17 protein-coding genes and 1 other annotated feature are annotated in these 20700 nt (G+C 53.2%); of the genes, 10 read left to right on the top strand and 7 right to left on the bottom strand.

Annotated features, from left to right (window positions below; translation table 11 throughout):
• Positions 1 to 57 precede the first annotated feature (57 nt).
• The 3 genes from rsmS to Dpoa2040_RS11130 form a co-directional block, all read right to left on the bottom strand.
• Entirely contained in the window at positions 58 to 222 is a 165-nt protein-coding gene (gene rsmS / locus Dpoa2040_RS11140; RefSeq protein ID WP_071604287.1) for a pleiotropic regulatory protein RsmS, read from the bottom strand.
• A gap of 78 nt (positions 223 to 300) precedes the next feature.
• A complete protein-coding gene (priC, locus tag Dpoa2040_RS11135; protein WP_168641287.1) occupies positions 301 to 834 on the bottom strand; it encodes a primosomal replication protein PriC in 534 nt (177 codons plus the stop codon).
• A gap of 64 nt (positions 835 to 898) precedes the next feature.
• Positions 899 to 1660: a tRNA-(ms[2]io[6]A)-hydroxylase gene (locus tag Dpoa2040_RS11130; protein WP_168641286.1), complete on the bottom strand. Its 762-nt coding sequence runs from the start codon at positions 1658 to 1660 to the stop codon at positions 899 to 901.
• A gap of 119 nt (positions 1661 to 1779) precedes the next feature.
• Between Dpoa2040_RS11130 and Dpoa2040_RS11125 the strand changes: the two genes are divergently transcribed.
• From Dpoa2040_RS11125 to hemH, 8 genes are all read left to right on the top strand, one after another.
• On the top strand, positions 1780 to 2148 hold the full coding sequence (locus Dpoa2040_RS11125; RefSeq protein WP_168641285.1) for a DUF454 family protein: 369 nt from the start codon (positions 1780 to 1782) through the stop codon (positions 2146 to 2148).
• 186 nt (positions 2149 to 2334) lie between these two features.
• A complete protein-coding gene (gene apt, locus Dpoa2040_RS11120) occupies positions 2335 to 2883 on the top strand; it encodes an adenine phosphoribosyltransferase (protein ID WP_042869337.1) in 549 nt (182 codons plus the stop codon).
• Positions 2884 to 2957: 74 nt separating this feature from the next.
• Positions 2958 to 4973, top strand: coding sequence for a DNA polymerase III subunit gamma/tau (gene dnaX, locus Dpoa2040_RS11115; RefSeq protein ID WP_168641284.1), 2016 nt, complete (start codon positions 2958 to 2960; stop codon positions 4971 to 4973).
• Positions 4300 to 4364 (top strand) — a sequence feature (DnaX frameshifting element). It overlaps the preceding gene by 65 nt.
• Positions 4974 to 5015: 42 nt before the next feature.
• Entirely contained in the window at positions 5016 to 5345 is a 330-nt protein-coding gene (locus tag Dpoa2040_RS11110; protein ID WP_016942050.1) for a YbaB/EbfC family nucleoid-associated protein, read from the top strand.
• Positions 5345 to 5950 (top strand): recombination mediator RecR, encoded by a 606-nt coding sequence (gene recR / locus Dpoa2040_RS11105; protein WP_042869341.1) that lies wholly within the window; start codon positions 5345 to 5347, stop codon positions 5948 to 5950. Before Dpoa2040_RS11110 ends, recR begins: the two co-directional genes overlap by 1 nt.
• A gap of 160 nt (positions 5951 to 6110) precedes the next feature.
• Complete coding sequence (gene htpG / locus Dpoa2040_RS11100) at positions 6111 to 7994, top strand: molecular chaperone HtpG (RefSeq protein ID WP_168641323.1); 1884 nt, start codon at positions 6111 to 6113, stop codon at positions 7992 to 7994.
• 271 nt (positions 7995 to 8265) lie between these two features.
• The gene (adk, locus tag Dpoa2040_RS11095; protein ID WP_042873836.1) at positions 8266 to 8910 is read left to right on the top strand and encodes an adenylate kinase; all 645 of its coding nucleotides are present in this window, start codon (positions 8266 to 8268) and stop codon (positions 8908 to 8910) included.
• A 218-nt stretch (positions 8911 to 9128) separates the two neighbouring features.
• Complete coding sequence (hemH, locus tag Dpoa2040_RS11090; protein WP_168641283.1) at positions 9129 to 10088, top strand: ferrochelatase; 960 nt, start codon at positions 9129 to 9131, stop codon at positions 10086 to 10088.
• A 63-nt stretch (positions 10089 to 10151) separates the two neighbouring features.
• Here the strand turns inward: hemH and ybaL are convergent, their stop codons facing one another.
• Complete coding sequence (gene ybaL, locus Dpoa2040_RS11085; protein ID WP_168641282.1) at positions 10152 to 11837, bottom strand: YbaL family putative K(+) efflux transporter; 1686 nt, start codon at positions 11835 to 11837, stop codon at positions 10152 to 10154.
• 494 nt (positions 11838 to 12331) lie between these two features.
• Between ybaL and ushA the strand changes: the two genes are divergently transcribed.
• Positions 12332 to 13984: a bifunctional UDP-sugar hydrolase/5'-nucleotidase UshA gene (gene ushA, locus Dpoa2040_RS11080; protein ID WP_168641281.1), complete on the top strand. Its 1653-nt coding sequence runs from the start codon at positions 12332 to 12334 to the stop codon at positions 13982 to 13984.
• Between the two features lie 657 nt (positions 13985 to 14641).
• Entirely contained in the window at positions 14642 to 16228 is a 1587-nt protein-coding gene (locus tag Dpoa2040_RS11075) for a methyl-accepting chemotaxis protein (protein WP_042869351.1), read from the top strand.
• A gap of 94 nt (positions 16229 to 16322) precedes the next feature.
• On the opposite strand, the gene ybaK is transcribed toward Dpoa2040_RS11075, so the two are convergent.
• The 3 genes from ybaK to copA form a co-directional block, all read right to left on the bottom strand.
• Positions 16323 to 16808 carry a Cys-tRNA(Pro)/Cys-tRNA(Cys) deacylase YbaK gene (ybaK, locus tag Dpoa2040_RS11070; protein ID WP_042869353.1) on the bottom strand — a complete coding sequence of 162 codons (486 nt, stop codon included), beginning with the start codon at positions 16806 to 16808 and terminating at the stop codon, positions 16323 to 16325.
• Positions 16809 to 16825: 17 nt separating this feature from the next.
• Positions 16826 to 17638, bottom strand: a complete 813-nt coding sequence (locus Dpoa2040_RS11065) for a TraB/GumN family protein (RefSeq protein ID WP_168641280.1) — start codon at positions 17636 to 17638, stop codon at positions 16826 to 16828.
• A gap of 220 nt (positions 17639 to 17858) precedes the next feature.
• Positions 17859 to 20621, bottom strand: a complete 2763-nt coding sequence (gene copA, locus Dpoa2040_RS11060; protein ID WP_168641279.1) for a copper-exporting P-type ATPase CopA — start codon at positions 20619 to 20621, stop codon at positions 17859 to 17861.
• Positions 20622 to 20700 lie beyond the last annotated feature (79 nt).

The raw sequence follows: 20700 nt of genomic DNA, 5'->3' as shown, positions 1-20700 counted from the left end.
AACGTTGTCAACGTTATTGGGTAAAAGAACAGACGCCGGAGCGTGACTGCTCCAGCGTCATACTGAGGCTTGTTGGGGGCGCGAGTCAGCTTTTAGCTGGTAATCCCGACGCACTATTTCCAGCGCCGCCAGCACGACCTCCGGTGCAATCTGATTTTCTTCCAGTAGCATAATGAGATCGACCGCCAGCTTAACGTCTGGCGTTTCATTTTCCAGAGACATGATGTTGCTACCTCACTCCGAGCCTGCTTCGTTTTTTCTAAAACATAGCAGAGAATAGTGAACGAGGGTTACGAAAGGTTAAAAACCCTGTTCCTGACGTTCAATCTGGCGCTCCAGTTTTGAGAGCGCCTGACGGCAACGTGCCAGCCGGCCTTCCAGCGCAGCCAGCTCGCGTTGCAAACGTTGCTGCTCGCTGAGTTGGCTCTGAGACGCCAGCAGGCTTTCCCTGTCCTGAATCATTGCCAGCAGGCGACGCTCATAGCCCTGATATTCCGCCAGTTTCTGATATCGATCCTGCGGTGCCGGCATTGAAGGCTCTTGTTCCCGCAACGGTTGAGTCGCCAGTTCCCGCTGTAAGGCTGTTATTTGCGCCAGCAATTTTTCTGCCATAAACGTGACCCGATCCAGACGTTGTTCCTGTACATATTGCTGCAAATGCTGGTAGTTAAGACGAATCTCGTCGAGATAATCGCCTAACCGGGTGCCGTAACAACTGAATAACTGGCGGTCAAAACGTGATCGCGGCGCTTGTCGCGCGGCGATCGGTTCGACATGTTGTGCCAGCGTATCAATCTGGCGCGCCAGTGCGGCTAGCAATGCCTGGGTTTCCATGGTGTTTCCTCCATCAGGTCGACTGCGGTATCCGTAAACCGCAGCAGGTGGAACACGGGCCGGTTCAGTGCGCCGGTTTGCCGCTGTGGAATTTGAAATCGTTATCCGGACTGGTAATCAACAGCGCTTCTGTTTGCGCAAAAAAAGCGATGCGTGCGCGAATATCTTTACCGGCAATCTGTTCCGCCAGCGCCAGATAATCCTGATAGTGGCGTGATTCAGAGCGCAGCAGGGAAATATAGAACTTGCGTACGTCTTCTTCCAGATATGGTGCCAGTCTGGCAAAGCGTTCACAGGAGCGCGCTTCGATAAAAGCGCCGATAATCAACTTGTCTACCAGCGCATCCGGCTCATGTGTTTTCATGTGTTGTGTCATACCGCTGGCATAACGACTGGCGGGTACGCTCTGATAGGCGATGCCTTTTTGCGTCATTACTTCCAGCACCTGATAAAAGTGGTGCAGTTCTTCACGGATCAACAGCACCAGTTTATCGATAATGTCCTGACTATAGTGGCAGTCAGCGCGTGCAGTAATCTGGCGGGAAACCAGTCCGCTCGCTTTGAGTGTCTGCATGTCGCCTACTCCTCGGTAGGCAAAATTCTCATACGGGGCAATCCAGTCCTGCAATTGGTGCCGGATTTCCTGATCCACCGCGTAACGTCGGAGCAGAAACAGGGCACTCTGGGCTGCTTTCAATTCGCACAGCAGGTGATCGCGCAGCAGTATGGGCAGATTTTCCGGTTTACGCGCTTCATTAATCCATTCATCTGGTGTGGCGGCGCGAAGAAAAGCATGAATCGGGTCGAGGATGGAATGATCAAACATGTACGGAGACGGGTTGAGTTAACGTGGCGGTATGATACAACGGTTCATGTGGATTGTGATCGGGTCAACCGGGCTGGGCTGCCGGAGGCTGATGAGGGCCGGGAAGACAAGGAGACGATATGTATCGGGTCGTGTTGATAACCGTGGGGTGGTTGGCGGTGGTGCTGGCGGCATTGGGCGTGGTATTGCCGTTGCTGCCTACCACGCCGTTTTTGTTGTTGTCGGCATGGTGTTTTGCTCGCTCGTCGCCGCGTTTCCATGACTGGTTGCTTTACCGTTCCTGGTTTGGCAGTTATTTGCGTCACTGGCAGCGGCATCGAGCACTGCCGCCGGGGGTGAAAACCAAAGCGGTGTTGGTGATTGTCGCTACCTTCGCCTTGTCATTGTGGATGGTGGAAGTGAGCTGGGTTCGGGGGCTGTTGCTGGTGATTCTGGCCGTGTTGCTGACGTTTATGCTGCGTTTGCCGGTTATTGATCCGAAGCAATAGCCCGCGATAAAAATGCGCAGAACTGTGCAGGCCAGTTGCATTTACCCGTCAGTTTGACTAGATTTGAGCGTTTTCGTGCGCGAGCCGCCACCGTATTTTTATTGTTAACCGTTAACGCCAGTGGGCGGCATGGTTAAAGGCCGTGGCGGTGTTCAGTGAATATAAGGTTTTATCAGGCACAACATTATGACCGCAACTCAGCAGCCAGAATTGATTAAAAACAGTATCAAGAGTATTCCGGATTACCCCAAGCCGGGCATACTGTTTCGTGATGTGACCAGCCTGCTGGAGAATCCTCAGGCCTATGCGGCAAGCATCGACATGCTGGTTAAACGCTATCAGGGCACTGGCATTACCAAAGTCGTCGGTACCGAAGCGCGTGGTTTCCTGTTTGGTGCGCCGGTGGCATTGGCGCTGGGCGTCGGTTTTGTTCCGGTACGTAAACCGGGTAAACTGCCGCGTGCGACGTTGAGCGAAAGCTACGAACTGGAATACGGCAGCGATACGCTGGAAATTCACGCCGATTCCATTACCGCCAGCGACAAGGTGTTGGTGGTAGACGATCTGCTGGCGACCGGCGGCACGATCGAAGCGACGGTCAAATTGATTCGCCGCCTCAGTGGTCAGGTTTCCGATGCCGCTTTTATTATCAATCTGTTTGACCTGGGTGGACAGCAGCGCCTTGAGAACATGGGCATCACCTGCTACAGCCTGGTCGATTTCCCCGGCCATTGATGACGGCAGTCTCGCCGATGGCGGCGAGACTGTGTTAGCATCACCTCCTCAATAACTCAACTGTTGCGGTATTGATGAGCTATCAGGTTCTTGCCCGTAAGTGGCGTCCCCAAACCTTTGCTGATGTGGTAGGACAGGAACATGTCCTGACCGCGTTGGCCAATGGTCTTTCGTTAGGCCGCATCCACCATGCCTACCTGTTTTCCGGTACACGGGGCGTAGGTAAGACCACTATCGCCCGTTTGCTGGCGAAGGGGCTGAATTGCGAAACGGGGGTGACGGCGACGCCTTGCGGCCAGTGCGATACTTGCCGGGAAATTGAACAAGGGCGTTTTGTCGATCTGATTGAGATTGACGCGGCATCCCGCACTAAAGTGGAAGATACCCGTGATCTGCTGGATAACGTGCAATATGCTCCGGCTCGTGGCCGCTTCAAGGTTTACCTGATCGACGAAGTGCACATGCTCTCCCGCCACAGTTTCAACGCATTGTTGAAAACGTTGGAAGAGCCGCCGCCGCACGTGAAATTCCTGCTGGCAACGACCGATCCGCAAAAACTGCCGGTGACTATTTTGTCCCGCTGCCTGCAGTTTCATCTTAAAGCGCTTGATGCCGAGCAGATTCGCCAACATTTGCAGCATGTGCTGGAGCAGGAACAGTTGGCTACGGAGCCGCGTGCATTGCAGTTGCTGGCTCGTGCTGCCGATGGCAGCTTGCGTGATGCGCTAAGCCTGACTGATCAGGCCATTGCTATGGGGCAAGGTCAGGTCACCGCCGCTGCCGTCAGCCAGATGCTGGGTTCATTGGATGATGAGCAGCCGCTGGCGTTGATCGAATCGCTGGTGAAAGGCGATGGCGCTGGGGTGATGGCGCAGATGGAGCAGGCGGCGGCACGCGGCGTTGACTGGGAAGCGTTGTTGGTGGAAACCCTGACGCTACTGCATCGCATTGCCATGCTGCAGTTGCTGCCTTCCGCGTTGGGGGACGAATACAATCAGGTCGCGCCCCGGTTGCGTGAGTTGGCGCGGGTGATCCCGCCTGCCGAGGTACAACTCTATTACCAGACGTTGTTAGTCGGGCGTAAGGAGCTGCCGTACGCACCGGATCGCCGAATGGGCGTAGAAATGACGCTGTTGCGGGCGCTGGCGTTTCATCCAGGTCAGGTGATCGCCGAGCCGGTTCCGGTTGGCGCGCCGCTCACTGCACCTATGAACGAGACTCCGCTAGTCAGTGACGCGGCGCCTGCACAGTCACCGGTTCGAACCGCTGGGATGATGCCAGCCGCATCCGGTGGTGAGTCCGTGGCCAATCGTGCGCCGACGACGGACAGCGAACCGGCGGCACCGTCAGCAGCAGAGAACAATTTGCCGGATGCGACCGCGCAACTGCTTCAGGCGCGTAGTCAGTTGTTGAACCGGCAGGGAAATACTCCCGCAAAAAAGACTGAACCGGCGGCGTCAGGAAAAACGCGGCCGGTCAACTCGGCACTGGAGAGGCTGGCTTCAGTGACGGAGCGTGGTCAGCAGCAAATGGCGGCGAAAGCCGTTGCACAGGAAGAGCAGAAAAAGCAAGAGGCTTACCGCTGGCGGGCACAGAAGAAAACTGAGCAAGTTGACGTTACACCGGTGACCACGCCTAAGGCGTTGCGCTCGGCGCTGGAATATGAAAAAACGCCGGAACTGGCGGCGCGACTGGCGGTGGAAGCCATTGAGCGTGATCCTTGGGCAGCGGAAATTGATCGTTTGACGCTGCCTAAACTGGTGCAGCAACTGGCGCTTAATGCGTTTAAAGAGATGCCGGAGGAGGGGGTGATTCACTTGCACTTGCGCTCTTCGCAACGTCATCTGAATTCGGCGGCGGCGCAGAAAACGCTGTCGGAGGCGCTGGCAGCGCACTATGGTCGAGCTATCAGCCTGACGATTACTGAAGATGATACGCCAGCGGTCCGTACGCCGCTGGAGTGGCGACAGGTCATTTATGAAGAGAAGCTGGCGCAGGCGCGCCAGTCCATAATGGCTGATGCTAATATTCAAACGCTACGGCGTTTCTTTGATGCGGAACTGGATGAAGAGAGTATCCGCCCTGTTTAACCCCGCTGCCTGTCGGCAGCACGAAGTAGTAGAGAGAGCGATATGTTTGGTAAAGGCGGTTTAGGCAATCTGATGAAGCAAGCTCAGCAGATGCAGGAAAAAATGCAGAAAGCGCAGGAAGAGATCGCCAATCTGGAAGTGACCGGGGAGTCGGGCGCTGGGCTGGTGAAAGTGACGATTAATGGCGCTCACAACTGCCGTCGCGTTGAAATCGACCCCAGTCTGATGGAAGACGATAAAGAGATGTTGGAAGACCTGATTGCTGCGGCCTTCAATGATGCGGCCCGCCGTATCGCTGAAGTCCAACAGGAAAAAATGGCGTCGGTTTCCAGCGGTATTCCGCTGCCGCCCGGCTTCAAGATGCCGTTCTGATGCAAACCAGCCCGCTTCTTGAGGCGTTGATGGAGGCGCTGCGCTGTTTACCCGGCGTGGGGCCAAAATCGGCGCAACGCATGGCGTTTCATCTGTTGCAGCGTGATCGCAGCGGCGGTATGCGTCTGGCGCAGGCGCTTACCCGCGCCATGTCAGAGATTGGTCATTGCGCCGACTGCCGGACTTTTACCGAGCAGGACGTTTGCACTATTTGCGCCAACCCACGCCGTCAGCAAAATGGTCAGATTTGTGTAGTGGAAAGTCCGGCGGATATTCATGCCATTGAGCAGACCGGGCAGTTTGCCGGGCGCTACTTTGTGCTGATGGGGCATCTGTCGCCGCTCGATGGTATCGGTCCCGGCGATATTGGTCTGGATAGACTGGAAGAACGTCTGGCGACGGAAACCATCAGTGAAGTGATTTTGGCGACCAATCCGACGGTGGAAGGTGATGCAACAGCTAATTATATTGCCGAGTTGTGCGCCGAACATGGCGTCATGGCCAGCCGTATCGCCCATGGCGTACCGGTAGGCGGCGAGCTGGAAATGGTGGATGGCACCACCTTGTCTCACTCGCTGGCCGGGCGTCATCCCATTCGTTTCTGATTTCTCTGGCCGTCGGTCGGCGGCCTCTGTCTCTCCCGGTGCTGTCCGTACCGTCAATCGCAGGCTGCCTCTTGAAACCTTATCGGTTTATCCCCATTTATTGCTTATACCCCGTTAAGTCAGCCTGAATAAATACATATTGAGGTAAGTAATAATGAGTATGAAAGGCCAAGAGACCCGTGGCTTCCAGTCAGAAGTAAAGCAACTGCTGCACCTGATGATCCATTCGTTGTATTCCAATAAAGAAGTGTTTCTGCGCGAATTGATCTCCAACGCATCCGATGCGGCGGATAAATTGCGCTTTCGCGCGCTGTCTGCGTCGGAGCTGTATGAAGGTGATGGGGAGTTGCGTGTTCGGGTGTCCATCGATAAGGAAAAACGGACCCTGACCATTAGCGACAACGGTATCGGCATGAGCCGCGATGACGTTATTGACAACCTGGGGACTATTGCCAAATCCGGCACCAAAGCGTTTCTGGAGTCTCTTGGCTCTGATCAGGCTAAAGATAGTCAGTTGATAGGCCAGTTTGGGGTCGGTTTCTATTCCGCATTTATCGTTGCCGATAAGGTGACGGTGAAAACCCGTGTCGCGGGCGCTAGCGCCGAACAGGGGGTGTTCTGGGAATCTGCTGGTGAAGGTGAATACACCATTGCTGATATTGCCAGAGCGGAACGCGGTACAGAAATTACCCTGCACCTGCGGGAAGGCGAAGATGAGTTTCTCGACAACTGGCGCGTACGTTCGGTAATCAGCAAGTATTCCGACCATATCGCGTTGCCGGTGGAAATTGAATCCCGTACTGAAAGCGAAGAAGAGGGCGGTGAAGAAACCGTCACCTGGGAAAAAATCAACAAAGCCCAGGCACTGTGGACCCGAAGCAAGTCTGAAATCAGCGATGATGAGTACAACGAGTTCTATAAGCACATCGCCCATGACTTCACCAACCCGTTGAGCTGGAGCCACAACCGGGTAGAAGGGAAGCAGGAATACACCAGCCTGCTCTATATTCCTTCACAGGCCCCCTGGGACATGTGGAATCGTGATCACAAACATGGCCTGAAATTGTATGTGCAGCGTGTGTTCATTATGGACGATGCTGAACAGTTCATGCCGAACTACCTGCGTTTTGTGCGTGGCCTGATCGACTCCAACGACCTGCCGCTCAACGTATCGCGCGAAATTCTGCAAGATAACCGCGTCACGCAGAACCTGCGTACTGCGCTGACCAAGCGTGTACTGCAGATGCTGGAAAAACTGGCCAAAGATGATAGCGAAAAATACCAGACATTCTGGCGTCAGTTCGGTCTGGTGCTGAAAGAAGGCCCGGCTGAAGATGGCGGTAATCGTGAAGCTATCGCCAAACTGCTGCGTTTTGCCACCACTCATAATGATAGTGATGCCCAGACCGTGTCGCTCGACGACTACATCAGCCGCATGGTGGAAGGTCAGGACAAGATCTATTACATCACCGCCGACAGCTACGCCGCTGCTAAGAGCAGTCCGCATCTGGAACTGTTCCGCAAGAAAGGCATTGAAGTACTGCTGCTCTCTGATCGCATCGACGAATGGATGATGAGCTACCTGACCGAGTTTGACGGTAAATCGTTCCAGTCGGTCAGCAAGGCTGACGAGTCACTGGACAAACTGGCCGATGAAGCTAACGAGTCGCAGAAAGAAGCGGAAAAAGCGCTGGAGCCGTTTGTCGAGCGCGTCAAGACACTGCTTGGCGAGCGTGTGAAAGAGGTGCGCCTGACTCACCGTCTGACCGATACTCCGGCGATTGTCACCACCGATGCTAACGAGATGAGCACTCAGATGGCGAAGTTGTTTGCTGCCGCAGGCCAGCAGGCGCCGGAAGTGAAGTACATCTTTGAATTGAATCCGGAACATGCGCTGGTGAAACGCGCTGCCGACACGCAGGATCAGGCGCAGTTCGGTGAGTGGGTTGAGCTACTGCTGGATCAGGCGCTGTTTGCCGAGCGCGGTACACTGGAAGATCCTAACCAGTTCATCCGCCGTATGAATCAGTTGCTGATCGCCTGATTCGTATTCCAGTGAGTAAATCGATGTGGCGCTCCGGTTAGCCGGGGCGCTTTTTTTCCGCTTGCCGCCTCGAATGTGAAGACCATTTCCCGCCTGACTCTCTGTCGTCTACACTCTCAAAACCGGGTGAAAAGTTATACGCCATCACGAATTTTAGTTTTACCGCGCCGGCTGAAGCGTGCCCGTTCCTTGAGGAAGCGCCTCTGGAATGGTATGGTTTATCGTTTTTCAAATTTTTTTTAAAAAACTACATAGCAAGGGGAATTACGCAATGCGTATTATTCTGCTGGGCGCTCCAGGCGCAGGCAAAGGTACTCAGGCTCAGTTCATCACGGAGAAATATGGCATTCCGCAAATTTCCACCGGTGATATGTTGCGTGCGGCGGTAAAAGCCGGTAGCGAACTGGGCAAGCAGGCAAAAGAGATCATGGATGCGGGTAAACTGGTGACAGACGAGCTGGTGATCGCCCTGGTTAAAGAGCGTATCACACAGGATGACTGCCGCAATGGTTTCCTGCTGGATGGTTTCCCGCGTACCATTCCTCAGGCTGATGCGATGAAAGATGCCGGTATTAATGTTGATCATGTTATTGAATTCGACGTGCCTGATGAGCTGATCGTTGAACGTATCATTGGCCGCCGCGTACATGCCGCTTCCGGTCGCGTATACCACGTGAAGTTCAATCCGCCTAAAGTGGAAGGTAAAGATGATGTTACCGGTGAAGATCTGACTATCCGTAAAGATGATCAGGAAGACACGGTGCGTCAGCGTCTGGTGGAATATCACAAGCAGACCGCGCCGCTGGTGAATTACTATCAGCAGGAAGCGGCGGCTAACCGTACTCGTTACCACAAAATTGACGGTACCAGTCCGGTCAGCGAAGTCAGCGCAGAGCTGGCCCGTATTCTTGGCTGATCCTGTTTTTGGGCAGCGCCATTAGTATTTGATGGCGCTTGTTCCCTCGTTATCCGGTTATTCTCCTGTTGTGCTCTCTTCGCTCTATTGCTCCCGACAATTGCTGGTATCGGCCTTAACTGCGTGGCTGCCGGTTTCTCACTGCGATGTTTCCGCTACAATGCTATTCCATTCCCATCTAAATGATGATGCCGACGCGGCAGCAGAGGAAAACGTTGATGAAAAAAGAAAAACGCGGTGTGTTGATGGTGAATCTGGGCACGCCGGATGCGCCGACGCCGCAGGCGGTAAAACGTTATCTGGCCGAATTCCTGCATGACAGACGAGTGGTTGATCTGAGTCGATGGTTATGGTGCCCATTGCTGCATGGCATTATTCTGCCGATCCGTTCGCCGCGGGTAGCAAAACTTTATCAGTCGGTGTGGATGGAGGAAGGCTCACCACTGTTGGTTTACAGCCGTCGGCAGCAACAGGCACTGGCAGCAAGCCTGCCTGATGTCCCTGTGGCACTCGGCATGAGCTATGGTTCGCCGAGTTTGCAATCCGCGCTGGATGCACTATTGGCGCAGGGCGTTACCGAGGTGACGGTATTACCGATGTACCCGCAATACTCCTGTTCCACTAGCGCTGCCGTGTGGGATGGCCTGGCGAAGCTGCTGAGCAGGCAGCGCCAGGTGCCGGGTATCCGTTTTATCCGTGATTATGCTGAGCATCCGACTTATATCGTCGCGCTGAAGCATCGTGTTGAGCAATCATTTGCGGAACATGGCGTGCCGGATAAGCTGATTATTTCATTTCACGGCATTCCGCAGCGCTATGCTGATGAAGGCGATGATTATCCTAAACGCTGTGCTGCTACGGCACAGGCGCTCACTGTTGCGCTTGGACTATCACCGGAACAGGTAATGATGACCTTCCAATCGCGTTTTGGTCGTGAAGCCTGGCTGACGCCTTACACCGATGAAACGATGCAGGCATTGCCGAAGCAAGGCATCAAGCGAATTCAGGTGATTTGTCCCGGTTTTGCGGCGGATTGCCTGGAAACGCTGGAAGAGATCAAAGAACAGAATCGGGAGCTATTTCTACATGCCGGCGGTGAGTCTTTTCAGTATATTCCGGCGTTGAACGACGACCCGCTGCACATTGCTTTGCTAACGCAGTTGGTGAATGAGCGATAGGGCACTACGCTGCGAAGCCTGCTGGTGATGTCAGGCGCCACCGAGCGCCTGACAACGATGGCATTAGAGAGAGCAGGCTTTGGCGGTGGCTATTTCGTCGATGTTCAACATGGCTATCATAGTTTCGGCGATTTCCCGCTCGCCCATAACGACATGATCAGCACCATGATCGGTGATATAGGTGACTTCATCGTCATAGTGCGCTCTGGCGATGATTTTCAGGTCAGGACGCCGTGCTCTCGCCGCCGCTACGATTTCTCCAGCTTCGTAGCCGTTGGGAATAGTCAGCAACAGCCAACTGGCGCAATCAAGGCGGGCAATATCCATGATATCGGGCCGGGTGGCGTTGCCCAGCACCGTTTTGAGGCCTTGTTCCCGCAATCCATCAACGCGTGCGCGTGAGGTTTCAATCACCACCATGGGTATGCCGGCCTGATGCAACTGGGCGCCGATCAGGCTGCCTACGCGGCCATAGCCTATCAGTAACGCATGGTTGCACAGCTCAATCGGAATCTGCTTTTCTTCTTCGATCACTTCTTCAACGATTTGTTCTTCAATGCTTTCGTGCCTGGCCAGATAGCGCTCCAGCAGTGTAAACAGCAGCGGGTTGAGCATAATCGACAAAATAGCGCCGGCCAGCACCAGATTACGGCCATTTTCTGACAATATGCCGAGTGAAATACCCAAACCAGCCAGAATAAAAGCGAATTCGCCAATCTGCGCCAGACTGGCGGAAATAGTCAGCGCCGTACGTCTTGAGTGCCCAAACAGGTGTACCAGCAGGAAGGCGGCCATTGATTTGCCTATCACGATAATCAGCAGCGTTGCCAGTACTGCCAGCGGTTCACGTACCAGAATCATCGGGTCGAACAACATACCGACTGAAACGAAGAACAGTACGGCGAATGCATCGCGCAGTGGCAGTGTATCGTGTGCGGCACGCTGGCTGAGTTCTGATTCGTTCAGCACCATGCCGGCAAAAAATGCGCCCAACGCGAACGAGACATCAAACAGTTTTACCGCACCGAATGCGATGCCGAGCGCCATCGCCAGCACGGCCAGCGTAAATAATTCGCGCGAACCGGTGCTGGCGCTTTTTGCCAATACCCACGGCACCACGCGCCTGCCTACCACCACCATCAGCGTGATGAACGCCACCACTTTGCCTAGCGTAATCGCCAGGTCCTGCAATAACCTGGCGGTATTGGCACTATCAGTTTTCAACATGTCGGCAAAAGCGGGTAACAACACCAGCGTCAGCACCATCGCCAAATCTTCAACAATCAACCAGCCAATAGCGATTTGCCCGCGCTGACTGTCAATCAACTGGCGTTCTTCCAGCGCGCGTAGCAGCACCACGGTACTGGCGGTGGACAGACACAGACCAAATACCAACCCCTCCGGCAGGCTCCAGCCCAGCAACGATGACAACCCGGCACCCAGCAGGGTTGCCATCACGATTTGCGCCACAGCACCGGGAATGGCAATCGACTTTACCGCCATTAAATCTCGCAATGAAAAATGCAGTCCGACGCCAAACATCAGCAAAATCACACCTAATTCGGCAATTTCCGGCGCTAGTTGGGTGTCGGCGACAAAACCCGGCGTAAAGGGGCCGACCAGCACACCCGCCACCAGATACCCGACCAAAGGGGATATACGCAGCCGGTTAGCCAGAATGCCCAGCAGAAAGGCCAGCACCAGACCGACGGACATCGTGGATATTAAGGGGGTGGTGTTATCATGCATTCCGACTCCTTTGCCATGCGTAACGAGAATGAGCGGATATTCCTGAGCCGTTAGTAGGTGGTGGCTCCTGAATGCTTATCTATATCTGCCGTTTCAGACGATTTCCTATCTGCATATTGATGGTGTTGTGCAACGTTTGCAGGAGAAAAACGTCATGAAATCGTGCTGATTGATGCATAAATGATGTCTTTCACTTGTTTATATAGTGTAACATAAATTTTTAGTTAATTTGTTGCTTTTATCATTGATATATAGAGCTAATTCAGTTTCTCTTATTACAGAGAAATGCCATCGGTTACCTTATCATCACCTCCTTGTCGCTATCCAATTGACGGATTATCAGCTTGATAACGTTGATGGTGTTGTAATGGCGCAAGGCGCTTTAGGATCATCATAACGTCAGCTATCCTGCCCCAGGTTCGTGCTAAATTTGTGCGCGATGCTGCAAGTTTACTGTAACAATTCTACAAGGAATTTTATTGCGGAGAGTGGCTATGCGTTTTTTTGTCAAAAATCTGGGATGCCTGATAGCGGTAACACTGGGGTTGTCGTCGTCCGCTGCACTGGCATGGGAAAAAGATAAAACTTACAACATTACGATTTTGCACACTAATGATCATCATGGTCATTTCTGGCATAACGATTACGGCGAATACGGTCTGGCGGCGCAAAAAACGCTGGTAGATCAGATTCGTCAGGATGTTGCAGGCAACGGTGGTAGTGTGCTGCTGCTGTCGGGGGGCGATATTAACACCGGTGTGCCGGAATCAGACTTACAGGATGCCGAGCCGGATTTTCGCGGCATGAATCTGGTCGGTTATGACGCGATGGCTGTCGGCAACCATGAATTCGATAATCCGCTCACCGTATTGCGTCAACAGGAAAAATGGGCGCATTTCCCGTTACTTTCCGCCAACATTTATCAGAAAGGTACCAAAAAGCGATTGTTCAAGCCTTATGCGTTGTTTGATCGTCAGGGGATCAAGATTGCTGTTATCGGCCTGACGACTGACGACACGGCCAAGATCGGTAATCCAGAGTACTTCCACGATATTGAGTTCCGTAAGCCAGCCGATGAGGCAAAAAAGGTGGTGGAACAGCTACGCAAAAAAGAGCAACCGGATGTCATTATCGCCGCTACTCACATGGGGCACTACGATAATGGCGATCACGGCTCTAACGCGCCGGGTGACGTGGAAATGGCGCGCAGCCTGCCTGTGGGATATCTTGCTATGATCGTCGGCGGCCATTCGCAGGACCCGGTGTGCATGGCCAGTGAGAATAAAAAACAGGTAGATTATGTGCCCGGTACACCCTGTGCACCGGATCGCCAGAACGGCACCTGGATTGTGCAGGCGCATGAGTGGGGAAAGTATGTTGGCCGGGCTGATTTTACTTTCCGTAACGGCACGCTGACGCTGGAGCACTACCAGCTGATTCCCGTCAACCTAAAGAAAAAGGTTGAGAAAGCGGATGGCACCAGCGAGCGTGTGTATTACACCCAGGAAATCAGCCAGAACCCGGATATGATGAAACTGCTGACGCCATTTCAGGAAAAGGGCAAGGCGCAGTTGGATGTAAAAGTCGGTAGCGTGAATGGTCGCTTAGAAGGTGACCGTAATAAGGTTCGGTTTGTACAGACTAACCTGTCGCGCGTATTGCTGTCTGCACAACTGGAACGAGCCAAAGCGGATTTCGCGGTAATGAGTGGGGGTGGTGTTCGGGATTCGATTGATGCCGGGGATATTACCTACAAGACGCTGCTCAAGGTGCAACCATTTGGCAATACGCTGGTATACGTTGACCTAAAAGGCAGCGAGGTAGAAAAGTACCTGACGGTAGTCGCCAACAAGAAGGTGGATTCCGGCTCCTATGCTCAGTTCCTGAATGTTAGTCTGGAAGCAGACGGTACTGGCGTGAAGAACGTGAAGATCAAGGGAGAACCGCTGCAGGCAGACAAGGTTTACCGTATTGCCACCCTGAGCTTTAACGCCAACGGCGGCGATGGCTACCCGAAACTGAGCGACTTGCCGGGTTACGTCAATACTGGCTTTGTGGATGCAGACGTGTTGCGCCAGTATGTCGAAAAGCACTCTCCATTACAGGCGGCAGACTATGAGCCGAAAGGTGAGATTGTTTATAAGTAATTAATCTGTACGGTGGAATCTGTTCTGCTATTGAGAATAGATTCCGCCTTTCTTAGTTGAAAAACGTATTCATGCAATTATTTGTGCTCAAACGAGTGAGACTAATTAGGTCTATTGGGATAGATTCTTATTTCCTTACAGAGCTGCGCTGCTATCCCTCTGTTATTCGACCACAAAATGCCGATAGTAACGTCCTGAAGACGATTACTTACATTGTTTATTGTTACCCTATTTAATAATGCTGATTATGCAGAGAGATAAGATAAATTTATTACATGTGACTCTGTTAAAATTATCTTTTTTAGCGCGTTGTAGAATACATTTTATTATTTTTTACAAATAAGTGACGTTGGCATCAGTTTTACCATGTTATCCGGGAATATACACGTAACGCTATGGTACTGTTGGGCCATAGTGCTTGAGGAGCGCACTTTTCACAGCACGGGGTTTGCTTATGTATGCAGGGGTTGCTATGCCATGTAAGGAGTAAACCGGATTTATTGATAAATAATCTTTTTTATGATTAAAAAATATATGAGTGATTTTTATGCCTTCTGCTATTAAGAAAGGGGATGCTGATTTATTTGAAATAGTGTTGTGAATGGTAAGTGTGACATAACAAATTAATAACACAACCTCCTGAAAGGTGTTAAAAGAATGAAAATATCTCTTGCCAGGAAGCTTTGGCTTCCACTTATTATTAGCTTGCTGTGTCTGGCGGGGACACTACTTTATGGCTCGATAAAAATTAAGCAAGATCAATTATCTCTCAGAGAAATGGAATTAATGCATGTGACGCAGTTGGCATTGGGGATTGTCAAAACCAATGCAGAGCTAGCCAGCACGGGTTCGATTTCTTTGGAAGAGGCACAAAAGCGTGCAATGAAAGGGATAAAGGATTTGCGTTATGGTGATTCAGGGTATTTCACTATCCTCAATTCCCAACCGCAGGTCTTAATGCATCCCGTTAATGAAAAGATGGTTGGTCAAGGACCGGATGTAAAAGATGCCAACGGCAATTTTATTTACCGGGATATGGTCGCCGTCACAAGAAACAATCAAGCAGGTTATACGGCTTACGCGTTTCCCCGGCCTGGTTCTACGGTTGCACAACCTAAATCCGCTTATAATTTACTCTACGCCCCTTGGGATTGGATAATCACTACCGGGCTTTATATTGATGATATTAATGAGGCATTTATTCATTCACTTTATCACAATGGCATCGTTTTTATATTAATTAGCGTTCTGCTTTCATCGCTGGTGTATTGGATAAATCGCAGTATTTTGCGTGTCTTGGGGGGCGAGCCGTCTTATGCCGCGGAAGTGACGGAACGTATTGCCGCTGGCGATTTATCTTATCCAGTCACAACGTTACCCAGTGACAAGGTCAGCTTGCTGCATGGAATGGAGATGATGCGCAAACAGTTGATTACTGTCATCGAAGACATTCGCTCTGGCGCTGAGGTGATTGATGCCAGTAGCAGTGAAGTGATTGCCGGCAACAGTGATTTGTCATCCTATACGGAACGGCAGGCTGCGGCGCTGGAGAAAACATCGGCGAGCATGGAGGAGATTACTTCCACGGTTAAACAGAATGCTGAAAATACGGAGCAGGCTCGTCAACTGGCGCACTCTGCACTCAAGGTCGCTTCCAGAGGCGGTGAAGTGATGCGGGAAGTTAACGATACCATGGATGGGATTTCTGAAAGCTCTGACAAAATCGCCAATATTACCGAGGTAGTGAATAACATTGCTTTTCAGACCAATATTCTGGCTCTGAACGCCGCCGTAGAAGCCGCACGTGCCGGTGAACAAGGGCGTGGTTTTGCCGTTGTGGCTGGTGAAGTGCGCAGTCTGGCTTTACGTAGTGCGCAAGCGGCAGGAGAGATAAAAAGCCTGATAGAAGAGTCGGTTTCTCGCGTGAATAGTGGTTCTGCGAAGATAAAACTGGCGGATAGCAGCATCAGAGATGTGGTCAGTTCGGTGCAGCATGTCGCTGATATTGTCTCGGAGATTGCAACGGCGACGAGTGAGCAGGGGAAAGGCATTAGCTATATTAACGAGTCAATTGTTCAAATTGATTCAATCACCCAGCAGAACACGGCTCTGGCTCAACGGGCTGTTGCCTCAGCAAATGAACTGGAAGCACAAGCGCATCGGTTGAAAGCCTCGGTTGCCTATTTCAGGACTGAACATAGCTATTCGGGTCAGGATACACTGCATCTTGGGCATACACGGTAATGCCGAGAAACGGGTAGAAGTGAGTAGGTGAAGTAAGCGAGTAACAATTAAGAGGGGCGGCAGAGAGTTATCTGCCGCTTTCATTTTTAATGGATTACAGTGAGTCACTTTTGGCGATGTCGGCAAACTGCGCTTTCAGTACGCCAGCCAGGTCAGTTGCGGCCAGCTCGATGTCCAACCCACGCTTGCCACCGGAGATAAAAATCGTGCCGAATTGCTGCGCTCCGTTGTCGATCACCGTGGGTAGCAGCTTTTTCTGCCCCAAGGGGCTGATACCACCTACCAGATAGCCTGTTACGCGTTGGGCGATTTGTGGGTCTGCCATATCCGCTTTTTTGGCTGCCAGCGCTTTGGCCACTTTTTTCAGGTCCAACTGACTGGCGACCGGGGTCACCGCTACCGCCAGTTGTTTGGCATCGCCGTTGAGCGATACCAGCAGCGTTTTGTAAACCTGCTGTTTATCGAGTCCCAGCTTGCGGGCGGCTTCTTCGCCAAAATTGGTTTCATCAGCATCATGATGGTAGCTGTGAAGCGTAAACGTGATATTTTGTTTCTCAAGCAGCTTTACTGCGGGCGTCATAGTGTACTGTCCTTACTTCAAAAGGTAGCCGCATGGGCCTGTAATAAATCGGGCAGGTTGTTTTCGCCGTACAAATGCAGGGCGCCGACAGACACAACATAATTTCCCTGCGGCAGCGCGGTCAGTTGTTGTTGCCAGCGTTGATTGCGATGATTCATCAGCATTTCTGTGATCTCGTTGCTGAACGTGGGCGGCATGTTGTCTGACCAGGTGGGTTTGTGGTTCATCCACCAACTGACCATGGTTTGTAGCAAACGTGCGTTGGTATGCCAGTGGATCAGCGTATCTTCCAGCAACGGCAGGCCGCCTTGTGGCAATTGTAACAACAGATCGATCTGCGTCTGCTGGCCTTCCAGCTCAATGATGTTCACCCCATTATTCCGGGCGGCGTTAATCAGCTGGTAATCAATACCATAGTCTGGACGTAACCCCAGCATCATCGCCTGACGTGCCTGTAGCATCAGCGCCGCCTGCCAGGCAGGCACCCGGTCAAGGCTGTCGTAGTTGAACGACAATTCGCGGCATAACTGCTGTAAACGCTGCAACGTGTCTGCGTCCAGACGTTCTGCCAGTGGCGGCTCCGCGCCTACCGAATCAAACGGCGAGTCGCTGCCGGAAATATCCGCTTCCACGATGAGCGCTGTTGCCTGCTCAAGTCGCATCAGTAATTCAGGCGGCAGGGGAAACATATCCACTGTGCCCATGTGAATACTGCCTACCAAATGGAACTGGCGCTGGTTGACGATTTCGATATCCAGCGCTGGGTAACGGTAACCTGTGGGCGAGAGAAGGCCGAGGAACGAGGCAATCTGGTGTATCAGCCGTTTCATATCGACATCTCCGGTAGTGGCGACTCAGGACGTTATCCTGTAATCAGGCATCACGCTATTGCAGGACGTGCGCTTTAGCATCGTCAGGTTTCTATGCTAAACGGTTCAGCCAGCAAGTTGTATCGCTAATTCGGCATGTGCTGGGGAGCATAACAGGGAATTCTGCTGTGGAACCTGGCGCGAGCTGGCAAAAAGCATCGCGCCTGGGCGGTTTTCCGATTTAGTCATTCCTGACTGGTGCGTCAGGCGGGGTGAAACGTAGTAGCCGGTTGGCGTTGCTGACCACGGTAATGGATGAGAGCGCCATCGCCGCACCGGCGACGACCGGGCTTAGCAGGGTTCCGGTTAATGGATAGAGTATGCCGGCGGCAATCGGAATACCCAGCGTGTTATAGATAAAAGCGCCCAGCAGGTTCTGTTTCATGTTGCCCAATGTTGCTTTGGAAAGCGCCAGTGCATCGGCGACGCCGTGCAGGCTGTGGCGCATCAGCGTCATAGCGGCGGTTTCGACCGCGATATCGCTGCCGCCGCCCATGGCTATCCCCACGTCGGCTTGCGCCAACGCGGGTGCGTCGTTGATGCCATCACCAATCATGGCGACTTTTTTCCCCTGCGACTGCAGGTGGCGAATAGCCTCGGCTTTGCCGTCCGGCAATATTCCGGCGATAACCTGTTCGATGCCGACTTCGTGGGCAATAACCTGTGCAGTCGCTGCATTATCGCCAGTCAGCATCACCAACTGGTAGCCTTGACGATGGAGTCGCTGCAACGCACTAACGCTGTCCTGACGTAGGGTATCCTGTACCGAAAACAGCGCCGCCACCTGACCGTTCGCCGCCAACAACACCGGTGTCATGCCGAGCGCTGACTGTTTTTCCAGCCAGTCACGGGGTGAGTTTTCACCGTCAGCCAGTGAGATCTGATGCGCTGCCAGCAGGGCCGGATTGCCGAGCAGCAACGGCGTGCCTTCGACCAGCCCACTGACGCCCAGACCGGGCAAGGTGCGAAATTGCGTGACTGTGCTCAGCGTTACACCGTCAGCACGCTCGATGATGGCCTGGGCCAGCGGATGACTGGCACCGTGTTCCAGCGACGCAGCCCAGCGCAACGCCTGCGATTCGCTGATATCGCCAACAGTGTGAATTGCCACCACGCGTGGTTTGCCTTGCGTCAGTGTTCCGGTTTTATCGAACACCAATACATCAAGCTGGCTGGCTTGCTGCAGTGCATCGGCATCCCGTACCAGAATGCCCAGCTCGGCAGCCCGCCCGACACCGGAAATAATCGACATCGGCGTCGCCAGCCCCAGTGCGCAGGGGCAGGCGATGATCAGTACCGTGGTCACAATCACCAGCGTGTACACGATATGAGGGGTTGGACCAACAACGTACCAGATGGCGCCGCTTAACAACGCTATCGCTACCACGGCCGGTACAAAGACGGCAGAAATTCGGTCAGTCAACCGGCCTATTGCGGGTTTGCTGCTCTGAGCCTGACGCACCAGATGGATGATGCGCGCCAGCGTGGTCTGGTTACCGATAGCCCCCGCGTGCAACGTAGCGCTGCCATCCTGTACCAGGGTACCGGCGTGCACCTTGTCGCCTGCCGCCTTTTGTTGGGGGATCGGCTCGCCGGTGAGCATGGCTTCGTCAATCCACAGTTCTCCTTGCTCAAGCAGACCGTCCACCGGAACGCGGTCACCGGTGGTCAGGCGCAGCGTCATGCCCGTTTGTACCTCTGCCAGCGGGATCACGCGGTCACCTTGCGGGGTGACCATACGCGCTGTTGGCGGCGTTAAGTCCAGCAAGCGTTCTAACGCCTGTGATGAACGTTGGCGGGCACGTTGTTCCAGCGCATGGCCGAGATTGATCAGGCCAATAATCATGGCGCTGGCTTCGTAATAAAGATGGCGTGATTCTATCGGAAATGCTGTCGGCCACAAGTTGACAGTAATAGAGTAAAGCCAGGCTGAGCCGGTGCCGAGCGCCACTAGCGTATCCATAGTAGCGCTGCCGTTTATCAGGCTGCGCCAGGCATTACGATAAAAATGCCCGCCAGCGGCGATCATAACCATCAGCGTTCCGGTCCCGACCAGCAACCAGCCAGAGCGGTTGTTGTCGGTGAGCATCATATTATCGCCGATCATTCCCCAGACCATCAGCGGGATGCCGAGCGCCAGCGCCAAAGCAGCCTGCCAGCGAAAACGCCGAATAGCCTGACGCGATGTCTGCTTCTGCCGGGCACGCCGTTCAGCCTCATCAAGAATGATTTCCGCACCATAGCCTGCGTTTTGTACGGCAGCGATTAGCGCCTGATGTGACGTGCTGCCGTTGACCAGCGCGCTACGTTCAGCCAGGTTGACGCGTGCCTGCGTAACGCCGGGAACGCTTTGTAGTGCTCGTTGTACCCGGCTGACGCAACTGGCGCAACTCATGCCACTCAGCAATAGCTGGACGCTGTCATCATTATGGATAACGTCGTTAGCAGGTGGGGTGTGTGCCGGAACGTGATTGAAAGCCGCTGACAGCCTGTCCGGCGAGGAGGCGTGGGGTGTCAGCGGCTCAGATTTTGGGAGGGTGTTCTCTTGTGCCAGCGTGGCATGAAAACCGGCCTGCTCAACCGCAGTCACCAGCACCTGCGGTTCAACCTCGCCATAAACTGCCGCCTGTTGCAGGGTCACGTCTGTTGCCACTACGCCCGGTATGGCTTCCAGCGCTTTGCGGGTTGAGGCCACGCAGTGCTGGCAGTTGAGACCGGAGAGTTGCAGGGTGACAGTCGGCGCGACAGCCGGGCTGGCTTCGTAGCCTGCTGCTTCAATGGCGGCTACCAGCGACTGTTTGTCGGCTTCGCCAGTGACTTTGGCGTATTTCAGCGATACCTCGGCCAGTTCTACATCCGATCGGGATTCCAGCGCTTTTTTTACCCTACCGATACAGTGTTCGCAGGATAGTCCCTGCAATGAAAGCAGTATAGTTTGCGACATAATAATACTCCTTGGTGATCACGACCAAACGTCAAAGACATTGACCACAAGCGTGATTTTGATTAGTTCTAAACACTGC

It is taken from the genome of Dickeya sp. CFBP 2040 (assembly GCF_012273755.1).
Taxonomy (GTDB): domain Bacteria; phylum Pseudomonadota; class Gammaproteobacteria; order Enterobacterales; family Enterobacteriaceae; genus Dickeya; species Dickeya poaceiphila.
The sequence above is the reverse complement of the archived record's forward strand: the minus strand, read 5'-3'. Positions and strand labels throughout refer to the sequence as shown.